We start from the raw sequence: 16,076 nt of genomic DNA, 5'->3' as shown, positions 1-16,076 counted from the left end.
AGGCGTTGAGGGACGCCTCACTCGCGATCAATCCTCTGCTTTCTTGAGCTTGTCATCGGGCGTCGGTGACGCCAGCACGTGATAGAACACGGGTGTCAAGAAGATACCGAAGAACGTGACCCCGAGCATACCTGAGAACACCGCGACACCGAGCGTGGCCCGCATCTCAGCCCCGGCACCCGACGCCAGCACCAAGGGCACCACGCCCAGAATGAACGCCAGAGAGGTCATGATGATCGGCCGCAGTCGCAGACGGCACGCCTGGATCGTGGCATCGTATTTACTCAGCCCAGCGTCCTGCTGTTCTTTGGCAAACTCAACAATCAGGATGGCGTTTTTGCTGGCCAGTCCCACCAGCACAACAAACCCGATTTGAACGAAGATATTGATGTCCATGTGGGCGATCGCCACGCCAATGACGGCGCAGAGCAAACACATGGGCACAACCAAGACCACCGCGAGGGGCAGCTTCAGGCTCTCGTACTGGGCCGCCAGAACCAAGAACACCAGCACCACCGCGAGTGCGAAGACGATGAGGGCTGTGTTGCCAGCCTGAATTTGCAAAAACGTCAACTCCGTCCACTGCGTGTCGAATCCGAAAGGCAGATTGTCCGCCACGACGCGGTCGACCGCTTTGATCGCTTCGCCCGAACTGACCCCGGGCATGGCCATGCCGTTGATCGTTGCCGCCGCAAAACCATTGTACCGGGTCACCAATGCAGGGCCCGTTGTATCCCGGACCGTGACGACTGCCCCGAGCGGTATCATCTCCCCCGAATTGCTGCGCACATAGAGCTGGGTGATCTGTTCCGGTGTCAAGCGATAGAGCGGATCGGCCTGCACGTTGACTTGCCACGTCCGACCGAAGGCGTTGAAGTCATTGACGTAATAACCTCCCAGGTAGGTTTGCATCGCCATGAAGACTTCGTTGAGCGACACGTTCATCTGCTTGCACTTTTCACGGTCCACATCGACAAACATCTGTGGCGTGTTGGCGCGGAAGCCGGACTGCATGCCCATGATCGCCGGCTCGGCCGAGCCGGCTCGGGCCAGTTCAGTGGTGGTTTCTTCGAGCTGGGTCAGCCCCAGCTGACCAATATCGCGAACCATGATTTTAAATCCGCCTCCACTGCCCAAACCATCAACGGGTGGCGGGCCGAATACCGACACGCGTGCATCGAGAATCTCGCTGGCCACTGCCTGACGTAGTTTCATCGCAATCTGTTGTGAGTACAGTGCGGCGTCGGTGCGGTCGTGGAACGGATCGAGGATCACGAACAGGGATGCGAAGTTAGAGGCAACCGCGTTCTGTACAAACGACTGACCAACAATCTCGAGCGTATGATCGACGCCCGCCAACCCGCCGGCTCCGGACGTGCCGTGTTCATCCTGCTCCTCCTGCGGCCCCTTCGCGATCGAGGCCGCCAGCGCCTCGCTATCGCCACTGCGGGCCCCGAGCAAGATCCCACTCAGCTTCTTAACAACCTTCTCCGTCCGCTCGAGCGATGCCGAATCGGGTAACTGAACATCGACGAGCAGGTACCCCTTGTCTTGCTCGGGCACGAATCCGGTCGGAACCGTCGTCATGCCTTTGTAGGTTGCCCATAGCAATCCCACGTACACGATGAGCACCAAAAACGATAACCGCACCAACCAACCGGCGATGTTCGCATAGACTCCCGAGACCGACGCGAAGAACCGGTTGAACAGCGTGAAGAACCAACCGAACAAGAAATTAATGAGTCGAGATAGCGGGTCACGCTGCTCGGCTTTGGGACGCAACAGCAGGGCACTCAGTGCCGGGCTGAGTGTGAGTGAGTTGACGGCACTGAAAAAAGTAGACACGGCGATCGTCGCGGCGAACTGCTTGAAGAACTGACCGGTGATGCCCGTGATGAATAGACAGGGAATGAATACGCACATCAAAACCAGCGAGATCGCGATGATCGGCGTCGTCACCTCCCGCATCGCTTGCCGGGATGCTTCGACGGGCGTCATCCCGTGCTCGAGCTTGTGTTCGATCGCCTCGACCACCACGATCGCATCGTCGACCACGATCCCGATCGCCAGGACGAGCCCGAACAGCGATAGGTTATTCAGGCTGAATCCAATCGCCGCCATCACCGCAAACGTACCGATGATTGCCACCGGCACGGCGACGAGGGGGATGATGGCTGCCCGCCACGATTGCAGAAAGATGAGCACCACAATCGCCACCAGGATGATCGCATCGCGAAGTGCATTGAAGACCTCGTGGATCGATTCGCCGATAAAGGGCGTCGTGTCGTAACTGATCGAATACTCAACCCCAGACGGGAATCTCGATTTGAGCTCCTCCATCTTCGCGCGAATCGCGTCGGCGGTATCAAGTGCGTTCGAGCCTGGCAATTGGTACACCATCAGTCCCGATGAGGGCACACCATCGAGGTTGCACATCGTGTCCTCAAACCCGGAGCCAAAGGCGATCCCGCCGTACGCGATGCCATCCTCGGACGTGCGCTGCTTGGTAACGACATCACGGAGTTGAACGATCTGACCCTCGTCGCCCGTTTTGACGATCACGTCGGAAAACTCTTGAGGCGTCGATAGTCGCCCGAGGGTCTTCAGGGTGTATTGAAAATCCTCGCCGTGGGGGACCGGCGGCCGTCCGAGCGACCCGGCAGCGACCTGGATGTTCTGCTCTTTCAGGGCGGCGATGATGTCCGTTGCCGTCAATTGCAGCACCGCCATGCGGTCAGGGTCCAGCCACACGCGCATGCTGTAGTCGCGTTGGCCGATGATGTTGATACTGCCCACACCGTTGATCTGAGCCAATTCATCCTTGACGCGAATCGTCGCGTAGTTACTCAGGTACAACTGATCCCGCGACTGGTCGGGTGAAAAGAAATTAACGGCCATCAACGAGTTGGGAGAACTCTTGACCACCGACACACCAATGCTCTTGACCTCCGCGGGCAGTACTGGCGTGGCCAGGTTGACTCGGTTTTGCACGAGCACCTGAGCCATGTCCAGATCCGTGCCCACGGCAAAGGTCACCGTGAGCGAATAGCCGCCGTCATTGGTCGATTGGCTGGACATGTACAGCATGTTCTCAACCCCGGTGACCTGCTGCTCAATCGGAGCGGCCACGGTTTCCGCAACGACCTCACTGCTCGCTCCCGGATACTTCGTTGTCACCCGCACCGAGGGCGGGGTAATCTCGGGGTACTGAGCGATCGGCAGCGTCCATACAAAGATGCCCCCTGCCAACACGACCAAGACCGAGATGACACAGGCAAAGATGGGCCGGCTGATGAAAAACTGAGACATAGAAGCGAGCGTCGGTAGAGTCGGAAGCGAATGAATTGCGGGGGCACACGATTACATCGTGAGGCGTCCTGCCTCACGCTTTGTTAATCAATCCGTCTGCTCAACCGGATCGACCTTCATCCCCGGTTGAACCAATTGCAGGCCGCCGACGACGACCGCTTCGTTTGCCTTCAGGCCCGTCTCGATCGCGCGCAGATCGCCGTGCCGAGCCCCGAGCGTGACCGTCCGATGCTCGATCTCGTTTTGGTCGTTGACCACGTACACGAACTTGGTTGCCTGGTCAGTGCCAATCGCGACATCGGGAACGAGTACGGCATCGTGGGGCTCCGACGTGGGGATGCGCAAACGCACAAACATCCCCGGAGACAGCAGGCCACTCTCATTTTTGAATATCGCTCGGACCTGGGATGTCCCGGTCTGATCGTTGACGACGATCTCACCGTACTCGAGCGTCCCCTTGTGCGGAAAACCCGTTTCGTCGGGAAGTTGCAAGTCGCAGGGGATGTTGAGCTCCGTCAATTTGTCGGCTTGCTTGAAATCCTCGCCAGCCAGCTTGCGCTGCCGCCGCATGAACTGCAGTCGCACATTCTCGTCGATGTTCGCAATGGCCTTGATCGGCTGGTCACTGACGACTGTGGTGAGTACCGTGCCCCCGCTCATGCCGCCGGTGACATAGTTGCCGTCGTCCAACAGAGCACGATCCACTCGCCCAGCGATGGGCGATTTGACTTCCGTGTAGTCGACATCCAGTTTGACCCTGGCGGCATCCGCCTTGGCCACGATCACCCGGGCCTGCGCCTCTTCCACCGCTGCTTGGTTTTGATCGAATTCCTCTCGCGAAATCGCGTCGTTCTGAATCAGCTTTTGCGACCTCGTGAAGGTTTTCTTGGCGACGTCCAGACGTGTCATGGCAACTTCGATTTGCGCCTCACTCTGCAAATAGATCGCCTCGTACTCTTCCGGATCGATCGTGAACAGCACCTCGTTTACCTTGACCTTCTGGCCATCGATGAAGTGCGTTTTCAGCAAGAAACCAGACACGCGAGACTGAATGTCGACACTCTCATCTGCTGCCGTGCGGCCCACCAACTCGACGTAGTCCGTCACCTTTTCGGTTTTTGCCCGCACAAAAATCACTTTTTGTGGCGGCCGTTCGCCACCCGCGCCGGGAACACCGACCGAGTCGCGGCGGCAACCGAGACCTGATGAAATGGCGATGCCGATCGTGGCGAGCAGGAACAGCGGAATGTGCTTCGACGTCATGGCAGATGGTTTTTCGCGGAGGGTAATCATGCCGGGGAAACAACCCGAAAAAGAGCTGCTGCGATCATACACCAACCGCGATTGCGACCATAGCATGGGCCGGCGACGACACGACTTCACCCAACCTTCCGAACACTTTCACAGTATCTTAACGATCGCGGCGACAATCCCAAAAAAGAGCGTCTTCGTCAGACTGGGGGCGTATCGACGACAGGGTCGGAGGCGATACAACTAACACAATCACTTGTGCGTTGTCACAAATTTTACAGTAGTGGATGTTGTTGCGGCCCCGTTCTGTTTGTGGGTCTTGAACGCAATCCACGACCGCCCACTCAAAATCCCAGCGGTGACCGAGCCGCTGGCTTCATGATCAAACGTCAAAGGAAATTCCGCGATGCGAAAGAACTCATTGGTTTGGATGACAAGGTGTCGAGTTGCTCTTGTTGCAGGGGGAGCGTTCCTATGTTCACTCACAATGTCCAATCCAGTCGTATGGGGAGCCGAGCCAACGAACACTACCAAAAACGCTGCGTCCACCGTGCCACTCATTGTGGCTCACCGCGGTGCGTCACACGATGCTCCCGAGAACACCCTGGCCGCCTTTGAACTGGCGTGGGAACAAGGCGCCGATGTGATCGAGGGTGACTTCTATCTCTCCTCCGACAATCAGATCGTTTGCCTACACGACAAAACCACCAAGCGCACCGCACCGAATCAACCTTCCTATACGGTGAACGAAGCCACCTTGAAACAACTCCGCGAATTGGACTTCGGCGCCTGGAAGGGCGCCGAATATGCCGGGCAGAAGATCCCAACCCTTGACGAGGTGCTGGCGACCATCCCCGCGGGAAAGAAGATCTTTGTGGAGATTAAATGCGGCGTTGAAATTTTGCCCGTCCTGAAGAAACAGTTGGCCGCCAGTAGCCTCGATCCAGACCAGATCGTGATGATTTGTTTCAACACCGACGTCGTCAAGGAAGCCCGCAAAACAATGGGGCAGTACCAAACAAACTGGTTGACTTCGTATCGCCGCAACGCTGCAACGCAAGCCCTCACACCCACCGCGTCGACCATCGTCGACACCCTGCGTCAAACGTCAGCGTCGGGCCTGGGGACAAGCGATAACATGGAAGCAATCAACGCAGACCTCGTCCACGCCGTGCACGAAATGGGCTGCGGAATGCACGCTTGGACTGTCGACGATCCCACCGTTGCCCAAACGCTGCAACAGTTAGGATTTGATTCCATTACGACCAATCAACCCGCTAAAATCCGCGCCGCGTTGAGTGACTCTGCCCAATAGAGCCACTTGAATCGGAAGGTTCGAAATGGAGGGTTCGAAATGGAGGGTCGGCGGGTGCCGAAACCTTTTGTAGTTAGCCGGCGCCCCGCCACAGAACCGGCTGACGACTCGATCCCGATCGAGTGACGCTGGCCGCGGGAAAGGGACGCCCCCCAGCGGCCGAACGGGAAGACGCTATCTCGCGTGATAGCGATCGGCAGGAACGGCTGCTCCTGGAGCGACGTCGATTCTACCGCGGAAGCACTCAAGGCACGTCCCGATGCCAAAAGGCACGTCCCGATGCCAACACGCCAGGACGCCTGGCTGTTAGAATCATGCTTCCCATTCAGCCGCCTTGATCTCCAAGGCGACTCTCAAAATCCCGATACGGCGAACGTCCCACGTGCGATCGCCAGGGGTTCCCACCGCTCACACAACACGCCCCAGCAGGATGTTCAGGATGCCATTGATCTGCCGATTCGGTCTTATCATCGCCTTGATGGCGACCCTCAGTCAGCGGGGGATGGCCGAGAACACGGCTGATGTTGTCGTCTATGGTTCGACGCCCGGTGGGTTCTGCGCGGCGATCGCCGCCGCTCGCGAAGGCGCCTCGGTCATCCTGCTAGAACCCACCGATCACGTGGGTGCAATGAGTACCGGCGGACTGAGCCACTGCGACTCCAATCAGATGGCACGCGATACGGTCATGGGGCTGTTTGATGAGTGGCACAAGCGGGTGGTGATGGACTACACCGACCGCGGTCTTCCGGCGCCCTACGACCCAGCGACGAAAGACCAGTCGCGATGGACTTTCGAGCCGCACGTTGCCATGCGTGTGACGAGGCAAATGCTCGATGAGGCCGGGGTCACAGTGCTGACACAGCGCTATCTCGAATCGGTGACCAAGGACGGCCCGCGAATCACATCGCTGGTGACCAAGAACGGCACGTTTACCGCCAGGGTCTTTGTGGACGGCACCTATGAGGGCGACCTGATGGCGGCCGCAGGTGTCGACTGGACGATCGGTCGCGAAAGCCGCGCAGAGTACGATGAGTCGCGGGCGGGCAAGCAGTATCCGAAACGGAAGATGAACATCAGCGGTTTCGACGACCAGGGCAACCTGCTGCCGCTCGTCACGACCGACGACGCCGGACCGGACCAGGCGGGCGACAACAACGTGATGACCTACAGCTTCCGCCTGTGCCTGACTGCCGACCCGGATAACCGCGTGCCGATGCCGCAGCCCGATCACTACGCCCCCGCCCGATTTGAGATCATGCGGCGCGCCCTGGGCGCGGGCATACGCGTCGGATTCGACCTCTATCCGCTGCCCGGCGACAAACTCGATGGCAACAATTCGATCGGCGGCCAGTTTTCACTGGGGCTGGTCGGCGGAGCCAACGATTGGCATGCATCCGATGAGGCGGGACGGAAAAAGATCTGGGAAGCACACAAGCAATACACACTGGAGTTCATCCACTTCCTCACGACAGATCCGGCCGTGCCCGCTGACATCCGCAACACCTACGCCGGACTCGGACTGTGCAAGGACGAGTTTTCAAGCTACGACCATTTTTCGCCTGCCCTCTACGTCCGCGAGTCGCGGCGGATGAAGGGCATCCATGTCATCTCTGAGAAGGACATCCTTGACGAACCGGAGAAGGACGACCCGATCGCTGTGTCCTCGTTTCCGATCGACTCGCACGACTGCCAACGCGTCGCGCTGAAGGACGGAGGCGTGATAAACGAGGGGACGATCTTTCCGGTCAGGCGAGTGAATCCCAAACAGGGCTACGCTTACCACGTCCCGTATCGCTCGATCCTGCCCAAACCCGAGCAGTGCGACAACCTGCTCGTGCCCGTCGCCCTATCATGCACGCACGTCGGCATCTCGTCGCTGCGGATCGAAGGAACCTGGATGATCATCGGCCAAAGTGCAGGTGTCGCCGCAGCACTGGCCGCCGACCACAACGTCGCCGTGCAGCAACTGCCCTACGCACAACTCCGCTCGAAACTACTGGCCCAAAACCAGGTGCTCGAGTTACCCAATGTCTCTGATTTACCGCTGGCGAACGGCTCCATCTCGCCCACGACGCTACCAGGTACGGTGCTCGATGACGCCCAGGCAACACTCACCGGAAAATGGTCCCATTCCAACAGTTTCAAGCCATTCATTGGTAGCGGATACATCTTCAGCGGTGAACGAGACTCTGACGAGCCAGGCGACGGCACATCCACAGCGACGTTTCGCGTTCAGGCGCCAGAGTCGGGCCAATATCAATTAGGGATGGCCTATTCGGCGCACGAAACACGTGCCACCAACGTTCCGGTGACTGTCACCAGCGGCGCTCACGAAAAAACATTCACGGTGGATCAAACTCAACCGCTACCGCCAAATCAACTTTTCTCGCTGATTGGCAACGTGGAGTTGGAAGGCGACGTCGATACGATCATCTCCATCAACGACAGCGAAACGGTTGGCTTTGTGATCGTCGACGCACTACAGTTGCTGCCAACAAAGCCGTAGGATAAACATCGCCTGCCTGGTGAATGCACATGGTGTTTCCGCTGACCGCATGAGACATGTAAGCGGCCGCGTGCCATGGGGTACCCGATGCCTTACCGCATTTGGCTCATTCGAATGGCGTTGTCCAGCGAGCCGCACGGGCTCGGATGGAAAAAACTAGATCTTGCCGAAGGACTCACAACAAAGACCGTCATGAAATACATTCTCACAGTGATCGCAGCGTTGTTTTTGACACCGCTCACGGCACTGCACGCTGACAACAGTGAACAACTCGCCTCCACACGACCGAATGTGTTGGTGATCATCACTGACGATCAGGGCTACGGTGAGATGTCGTGCCATGGAAATCCCATACTGAAAACACCGAACCTCGACCAACTGTCTTCAGAAAGCGTCCGGTTCACCGACTTTCACGTCGCACCGATGTGCACCCCCACACGCGGTCAACTCATGACCGGCGTGGACGCGCTGCGTAACGGGGCCATGAACGTTAGCAGCGGTCGCACTCTGCTGCGCCGGAGTTTCCCCACCATGGGAGATCTGTTTGCGGGTTCGGGCTGGAGCACGGGCCTCTTCGGCAAGTGGCATTTGGGGGACACCTATCCCTATCGTCCACAGGACCGTGGGTTCCAGGAGAGTCTGTGGTATCCCTCGTCGCATATCGGCTCGGTCCCCGATACATGGGACAACGACTACTTCGACGACACCTACATCCACAACGGCAACCGGCAATCGCACACGGGTTACACGACCGATGTGCTCTTCGATGAAGCGATGGCATGGATGCAGGCTGAGGCCGACGCCGAGCGTCCGTTTTTCTGCTACCTGGCGACTGCCACGGCGCACCAACCGCACTATGTCCCCCAAGAGTATATTGCCCCCGTCGAAGCGGCGTTGGACGCGGCTAGCGATGGACTGCCGGAACTGAAACCGGCGGTAAAGGAGCAGCTGGTCCGCTTTCTTGCCATGTGCGCCAACATTGACGAGAACATGGGACGGCTGGAGACATTCCTAGACGAGCGTGAGATACGCGACAACACGGTGGTGATTTTCATGACCGACAACGGCAGCACGTTTGGGCCCAAATACTACAATGCGGGCATGCGGGGCGGCAAGACAACCCTGTGGGAAGGCGGCCACCGCGTGCCCTGCTTTGTCCGCTGGCCCAGCGGCGGATTGCGTCCAGCCGGCGATGTGGGCGGGTTGACCGAAGCTCAAGATCTGCTGCCGACGCTCACTGAATTGCTCGGAATCAATGTCCCCGCCACAACCCAATTCGACGGGATGAGCCTTGCGAGTGTGTTGCGGGGCGAGGCCGAGGTACCGGACGACCGCATGCTAGCGATCAATTACAGCCGGATGCCCTTCAAGACCGTGCGCACAACGCTGAACAATCCAGCCGTGCCGCGACGCGAAGGGGCGGCAATATTGTGGAAGCACTGGCGACTGCTCCACGACCGAGAACTCTACAACCTGCACGAAGACCCACTGCAGCAGCACAACATCATCGACGACCATCCCAAAGTCGTCGCGAAGATGCGATCGCATCTCGATCAATGGTGGGACGGCGTGAAAGACCACGCGAACGACTTCGAACCGTCGGTTGTTGGGCACGACGCAGAGAATCCGGTTCAACTCACCGCTTGCGAATGGGCCGACGTGTTCATTGACCAACAGTCACAGGTTCGCCGCGGCGACCGTAAAAACGGACTCTGGCACATCGAGGTCGCCGCTGCAGGCAACTACGCGTTCACCCTGAATCGCTGGCCGCAGGATTCAGGGCTGCGGCTCACCGATGGCATCGGCGAGACCCGCGTGAGCGACGGGATACTCGGCAGCGGCCCGGCGTGGGCCGTCGCCTCGGCACGGCTCCGTGTAGGCGACCTCGAGCGGAGTGCCCCAGTGACTGCGGAGTCCCGCGACATCCGTTTTGAACTGTCCTTGCCCGCCGGGCGGACGACGATGCAGACCTGGCTGGATGACGAGAACGGGAACGAAATTGGTGGTGCGTATTATGTCGCCGTTGAGCGTTTGGAAAACGCACGTCCAGTCAAACTGATTTTTGATACGGACATGTCCGGTGACTGCGACGATGCCGGAGCACTGGCGTTACTACATGCACTCGCCGGCCGGGGTGAATGCGAACTGCTTGCCGTTGTCACGAATCGGAAGGACTTGAGCAATGCATCGGCCGCGGCGGTCGATGCGATCAACACTTACTATGGCCAACCCAACATTGCAATTGGCACCGACAAACAAGGGCCAACCGCGCTGCAGCGGAACAGCCCCTACGCTGCCGCCTTGCGTGATGAGTTTCCCAACGACATTGGCCCCGACGATCGCGCCCCCGATGCGTTGGACGTCTACCGCCGGACGTTGGCGGCCCAGCCTGACAACAGTGTTACCATCTGTAGCGTTGGCGCGCTATCAAATCTTGCCGATCTCTGTCGCGAGGAACCGGAGTTAGTGCGCCAGAAAGTACAGCAACTCGTTGTGATGGGAGGCGAGTTCCCGACCTCCAAACGCCTCGAAGCGAACATCGCGACGCACAGAGAAGCCGCTCAATTCGTTGCCGATCACTGGCCGGGCGAAATCATCTGGCACGGTTTTGAAGTCGGCAACGTTCTGATCACCGGCGCGGGACTAAAACAGACCCCACCCAACAACCCCGTCAGGCGAGCGTATGAGTTAAGACCGCATGCGGGCAGAATGTCGATCGATCGGGGAAAGCCAAGCTACGACCAAGCAGCGGCATTGTTCGCGGTGCGTGGGGCCGAGCCCAGCTTCTGGGAGACCATCGCCGGCGGCCAAGTGATCATCGGTGCCAAGGGCGTGACCAAGTGGCGGCCAGACCCAAACGCCGACCATGCCTACGTCAAAATCGTGGGTGATCCAGCCAAACTGGCCCAGGTGATCGAATCATTGATGGCTGCCGCGCCACAGCCCCCCGTTCCACACGACCCAAAGTAAGCGTCGGGTGAAGAAAAACGGACGTAACGACGTTCGCCAGAACGTGACCCCCATGCTCTGGTGAGGGTCGCGACCTTGAATGCCGGGCGCTCTATTCTCTCGCTGTTGCTAGCTGCGAGAGATAGTCGCCGTAGTCGTTCTTGTAGGCGGCTGCGAGTGTTCGCAGCTGCCCGTCGGTGATGAATTTTTGTGCAAATGCTATTTCTTCCAGGCACGCAATCTTCAGCCCCTGACGTTTCTCTACGGCGGCGACGAAGTTGCATGCATCGAGCAGCGAATCCTTGGTTCCCGTGTCCAACCAAGCGAAGCCGCGAGAGAACACCTCGACGGTCAATTCACCACGCTCCATGTAGTGACGATTGATGTCAGTGATCTCGAGCTCGCCACGCGGTGACGGCTTTAAGTTTGCGGCAATTTCGATCACGTCATTGTCGTAAAAGTACAGTCCAGGGACGGCGTAGCTGGATTTCGGATGCGCCGGTTTCTCCTCGATGGAAACGGCTTTACCCTGATCGTCAAATTGAACGACACCGTACCTCTCTGGATCCGATACGCGGTATCCGAATATGGTTGCCCCCGAATCTCGCGTTGATGCGTTTGCGAGGATTTTCCGAAATCCTTGGCCATAGAAAATATTGTCCCCGAGAACGAGGGCAACTCGCTCCCCTTGAACAAAATCAGCCCCGATGATGAAGGCCTGTGCAAGGCCTTCAGGCCGAGCCTGTTCCGCATAAGTGAGCTTCATCCCCCATTGCGAACCATCGCCGAGCAAACGCTCAAAGGCGGGCAAGTCATGCGGTGTGGAGATCAACAAGACTTCGCGGATCCCCGCGAGCATCAGCGTCGAAAGCGGATAGTAGATCATCGGCTTGTCGTAGATCGGCAAGAGCTGCTTACTCACCGCCCGGGTGATCGGATGCAAACGGCTGCCGGACCCGCCCGCCAGGATAATGCCCTTCGGCGAGGCCGGGGGAGTTGCGAGCGGCGAGTTGCTAGTTGCGAGAGGCATGTTTTAGTTGCGGGATGCGAGTTGCGGGGCGGGGGAAAACGCGGAGCAGCGAGGCCGAAGAGTAAGGGATGTTGTTCGAGGTGGTGCCCGAGCTTGGCGGATTCTCGCGACGCTCGGAGCTTGCTAACCGCTATTGGCATCGACGTTCATTTCGCCCGTGCAACCGGCGGCATGGATCAGCAAAACTGGCCTAGGATCCGCGGATCGCGTTGATGAGTGCGTCGCGATGGCGGCCGAATGCATCGACGCGGCGCTCGGGCGAATCAACGGTGGAGCCGGGGAGTCGTACCAAATGAAATGCATTGCTTGTTACTGGCTGCCGGTAGCTTGGCCAAGTCGATCGAGCTGGTAATCGCCCGACAGAATGCTTTGCCACCAGGCTTGGTTTTCGAGATACCACTGAACGGTTTTGCGGAAACCGGATTGATTGTCTTGCTGCGGTTGCCAGCCTAGCTCGCCGCTGATTTTACTGGCGTCGATCGCGTAACGGGCATCGTGGCCGGGGCGATCAGTAACGAACGTGATGAGTTGCGAGTAGCCCGACGGCCCCTCGGTCCCGGCGTCTCGCCGCGACGGCGGGGCGACGAGAGACATTGGTTCGAGCTCGTCCATGATTCGGCACAGCAAATGTACAAGATCAATATTTCGAAGCTCATTATTGCCGCCGATATTGTAGGTTTCCCCCGGCCGGCCTTTTTCGATGACCGCTAGGAGCGCCCGACAGTGGTCGTCAACATACAACCAGTCGCGGACGTTCTCGCCTTGGCCGTAAACCGGGATCGATTCGCCACGAAGACACTTCAGGATCACGACCGGAATCAGCTTTTCTGGGAACTGATAGGGCCCGTAATTATTGCTACAGTTAGTGACCAGCACGGGCAGGCCGTACGTGTCCGCCCACGCCCGGGCGAGGTGATCCGAGGACGCCTTGCTGGCTGAATAAGGGGAATGAGGATCGTAGGGAGAGGTTTCAGTGAATAGACCGCTGTCACGCAAACTTCCGTAGACTTCGTCCGTCGAGACATGCAGGAATCGGAAATGCTCCGCTTTTTCGGGCGGCAAATCCCGGTAGTGCTGCAGGCTGGACTGCAGCAGATTGAATGTTCCAATGACGTTAGTTTGGATGAATTGGCCGGGCCCGTCGATGCTGCGATCGACATGGCTCTCGGCCGCCAGGTGCATGACTGCGTCAGGCGCGTAGTCTCGAATGGTTCGGCTGACCCCTTCTGCGTCCGTGATGTCGACATGCGAGAACTGGTATCTCGGGTGACTGGCGACGTCTGCAAGTGACGCGAGATTACCTGCGTAGGTTAGCGAATCGACATTGAGGACATCGTATCCCTGCGACAAAGCCAAGCGGACAAGGTTGCTACCAATAAAGCCGGCACCGCCGGTGATCAGAAGTTTTTTGGGGTGAGGCATACTGTGCTTTGCGAAGATTCGGCACCCGGCCGTGCGGTCGAGCGACGGTCGATCAAACCCAAGTGGCGAGGAGGAGGTACTCTCTTAAGAAGCCGCTACCCGTCTCGAGACGAGGGAAACAATTGAGTTGAGTTGCAAGAAAGTTGCGAGCATCCTGCTAAACGTGGCAAATAGATAATGGCCAACCCATCCGGTGGCGGCGACTGCTTCATCCAGGTAATCGTACATGTGTCCGCGATACAGATCGCTCGTCTTTCGTCCAACGCGTTTCGGCTGAAACCGCCAACGGATCCGCTACCGCACCAATGCGTGGCCCGACGGTTCCTAACAAGCCCCTTCGCGGAAGAGGGCCGTTTTGATCGTTCGCCAGAGAATGAAGATGTCCATGCCGATCGTCCAGTTGTGTAGGTAGATGCGATCGAAGTGGATGCGTTGCTGATAAGACGTCCCGTTGCGGCCGCTGACCTGCCACAATCCGGTAATCCCCGGCCTCACCATTTGGTACATCTCGAACACCTTGGGATGTTGCTCGATGTACTCACGATCGTAATCGCTGCAGTCGATGATCGGCCGCGGGCCGACGAGACTCATCTCACCGACGAGCACGTTCCAAAGCTGGGGGAGTTCATCGAGACTGGACTTCCGCAAGAATTCGCCAATGCATGTGATCCGGGGGTCATTTCGAAGCTTATGGGTGGCGTCCCATTCCGCTTTCGATTCTGGATGCACGGCGAGGTAGTCGGCTAATTTCTTGTCGGCATCGCAAACCATGCTACGAAATTTGATCGCTCGGAACGGTTGTCGATAACGTCCGACGCGGTATTGGCGATAGAAAATGGGGCCGGGATCGCAAATTTTTATCGCAACCCCAATCAACACGACGAGCGGCATCCAAATCGGTGCGGCCAGCACAACCAAGAGCAGATCCATCCATCGTTTCGCGAGCAACGCGTGGGGACAGGTCAGATTCGTGCGGCAATGCATTTCGATCTGGCCATCGGCCTCGATGATTCGCACAGACTCAGTCGGATAGTGATCCCATTCAACGGGCACGGTCACATGCGGAATGCCATGAAAACACTGAAATGAATTCCACGACTGGCGATTGGCATCAGCGACGACCACACGACACGCCCTCGCTTCAGCAAGAATCTCCTCGAGTTCAGAGATGGGGCCGATGTGCAACTGCTCATCGTTACCCGCACGACCGATGATCGCCATCGCCATCGCCTCATTTCGGCATTGGTTCTGAGCGTGCGAATTGGATCGAACGGCACGTGACGACTTAGACGAACTGGCCCAGTGAGTCAGCGGGTCGAAGACGATCCCCACAGGCCGCAGTCCTTCGCTGCGAGTTTGCTGCAGCCGATCAAACAATCGAGCGGCGCGTTCGCCGCTACCGATCACCAGCACAGGCTGCGTCCACCACGTACTCGTCGCGAGCGTTCGACGCACCAGCGGACGAATGACGCTGAGTAAAAGCGTTAATGCGGGACAGAGCACCAACCAGCAGGCCCAGGGCAGCGTGGATCCGCGAGCGGCAAAGACCAATCCAACCGCCGTTCCGGCACTCGTTAAGAAACTGGATTGAAGGATTCGTCGAAATTCGATCGAGTGCGGGACACCGCAGGCGGGGTACAAGGCCTGCGAATGCTGAAGCAGCACCGTCATCACCACCACGCCGAGCACGAACCATGCGGGCACAACGTCGCCCGCCCACTGGCCCGCTGCAGCCGCCAGAGCCGCTGCGGATGCTGCCATCGCCACGTCCGCGACCACGAGCGGCAAAGACGATCGAACATCGTACCATGCCTGCAGTCGCCCCATCCGTAGTGCGGCGTCAGTGCCGATTCGTCGCAACTCGTTCCTGGAAACTCGCAGCGACACATCGTCGGGTCTTTCGAGGGAGACCACTGATGGATCAGCATATCCCCACTGTTCAGCTGTAGTCGTGCTCATTAGATCGCTATCCTTCGACGAGATTTCTTGACAAGAGGAGGCTTTTTGTCTTCGGCGCCAAAGCTGTGGGTCCGTTCCCAACTGAAGGCGGAGGTGATCGGTTGCCGCTCAAGAACGGATACTTCTTCTCGCTCAATCCTTACTGAGGAACAATCGGTATCATTTCATGATTTCTGGCGCAAGCATTACAGTTAAGAGGTAGTTTTCTAGTGGCCGGTCTGAGACGCCGTTACATGAGCTCCTGCAGCTACAGCTGCGGGTTCAGCATAGGTCATGACGATGATCAATCAATGCCCAAAATCGACACCCCGGAAGGCCACTGGTACTAGGGGCTG

8 protein-coding genes are annotated in these 16,076 nt (G+C 58.2%); 3 read left to right on the top strand and 5 right to left on the bottom strand.

Annotation, left to right across the window (positions count from 1 at the left end):
• Window positions 1-27: 27 nt before the first annotated feature.
• Entirely contained in the window at window positions 28-3,309 is a 3,282-nt protein-coding gene (locus SH410x_RS05785; protein ID WP_473675453.1) for an efflux RND transporter permease subunit, read from the bottom strand.
• Window positions 3,310-3,396: 87 nt separating this feature from the next.
• Entirely contained in the window at window positions 3,397-4,572 is a 1,176-nt protein-coding gene (locus SH410x_RS05780) for an efflux RND transporter periplasmic adaptor subunit (protein WP_473675451.1), read from the bottom strand.
• Between the two features lie 475 nt (window positions 4,573-5,047).
• On the opposite strand from SH410x_RS05780, the gene SH410x_RS05775 reads away from it, so the two are divergent.
• From SH410x_RS05775 to SH410x_RS05765, 3 genes are all read left to right on the top strand, one after another.
• Complete coding sequence (locus SH410x_RS05775) at window positions 5,048-5,875, top strand: glycerophosphodiester phosphodiesterase (protein ID WP_473675449.1); 828 nt, start codon at window positions 5,048-5,050, stop codon at window positions 5,873-5,875.
• A gap of 439 nt (window positions 5,876-6,314) precedes the next feature.
• On the top strand, window positions 6,315-8,381 hold the full coding sequence (locus tag SH410x_RS05770) for an FAD-dependent oxidoreductase (protein WP_473675447.1): 2,067 nt from the start codon (window positions 6,315-6,317) through the stop codon (window positions 8,379-8,381).
• A gap of 192 nt (window positions 8,382-8,573) precedes the next feature.
• Complete coding sequence (locus tag SH410x_RS05765) at window positions 8,574-11,351, top strand: sulfatase-like hydrolase/transferase (protein ID WP_473675445.1); 2,778 nt, start codon at window positions 8,574-8,576, stop codon at window positions 11,349-11,351.
• Window positions 11,352-11,442: 91 nt separating this feature from the next.
• On the opposite strand, the gene rfbA is transcribed toward SH410x_RS05765, so the two are convergent.
• From rfbA to SH410x_RS05750, 3 genes are all read right to left on the bottom strand, one after another.
• On the bottom strand, window positions 11,443-12,360 hold the full coding sequence (gene rfbA, locus SH410x_RS05760) for a glucose-1-phosphate thymidylyltransferase RfbA (protein WP_473675443.1): 918 nt from the start codon (window positions 12,358-12,360) through the stop codon (window positions 11,443-11,445).
• 309 nt (window positions 12,361-12,669) lie between these two features.
• Entirely contained in the window at window positions 12,670-13,782 is a 1,113-nt protein-coding gene (gene rfbB, locus SH410x_RS05755; protein ID WP_473675441.1) for a dTDP-glucose 4,6-dehydratase, read from the bottom strand.
• Window positions 13,783-14,106: 324 nt separating this feature from the next.
• The gene (locus tag SH410x_RS05750; RefSeq protein ID WP_473675439.1) at window positions 14,107-15,741 is read right to left on the bottom strand and encodes a sugar transferase; all 1,635 of its coding nucleotides are present in this window, start codon (window positions 15,739-15,741) and stop codon (window positions 14,107-14,109) included.
• Window positions 15,742-16,076: the final 335 nt, after the last annotated feature.

The organism is Rhodopirellula sp. SH410, from assembly GCF_055811895.1.
Note: the sequence above shows the minus strand (reverse complement) of the source record. Positions and strands in the feature narration are given on the sequence as shown.

Bases quoted from the DNA above. Each gene is read 5' to 3' on its own strand.
- SH410x_RS05775 (WP_473675449.1), top strand. From the start codon at position 5,048: ATGTCCAATCCAGTCGTATGGGGAGCCGAGCCAACGAACACTACCAAA.
- SH410x_RS05765 (WP_473675445.1), top strand. From the start codon at position 8,574: ATGAAATACATTCTCACAGTGATCGCAGCGTTGTTTTTGACACCGCTC.
- SH410x_RS05780 (WP_473675451.1), bottom strand. From the start codon at position 4,572: ATGACGTCGAAGCACATTCCGCTGTTCCTGCTCGCCACGATCGGCATC.
- rfbB (WP_473675441.1), bottom strand. From the start codon at position 13,782: ATGCCTCACCCCAAAAAACTTCTGATCACCGGCGGTGCCGGCTTTATT.
- rfbA (WP_473675443.1), bottom strand. From the start codon at position 12,360: ATGCCTCTCGCAACTAGCAACTCGCCGCTCGCAACTCCCCCGGCCTCG.
- SH410x_RS05750 (WP_473675439.1), bottom strand. From the start codon at position 15,741: ATGAGCACGACTACAGCTGAACAGTGGGGATATGCTGATCCATCAGTG.
- SH410x_RS05770 (WP_473675447.1), top strand. From the start codon at position 6,315: ATGCCATTGATCTGCCGATTCGGTCTTATCATCGCCTTGATGGCGACC.
- SH410x_RS05785 (WP_473675453.1), bottom strand. From the start codon at position 3,309: ATGTCTCAGTTTTTCATCAGCCGGCCCATCTTTGCCTGTGTCATCTCG.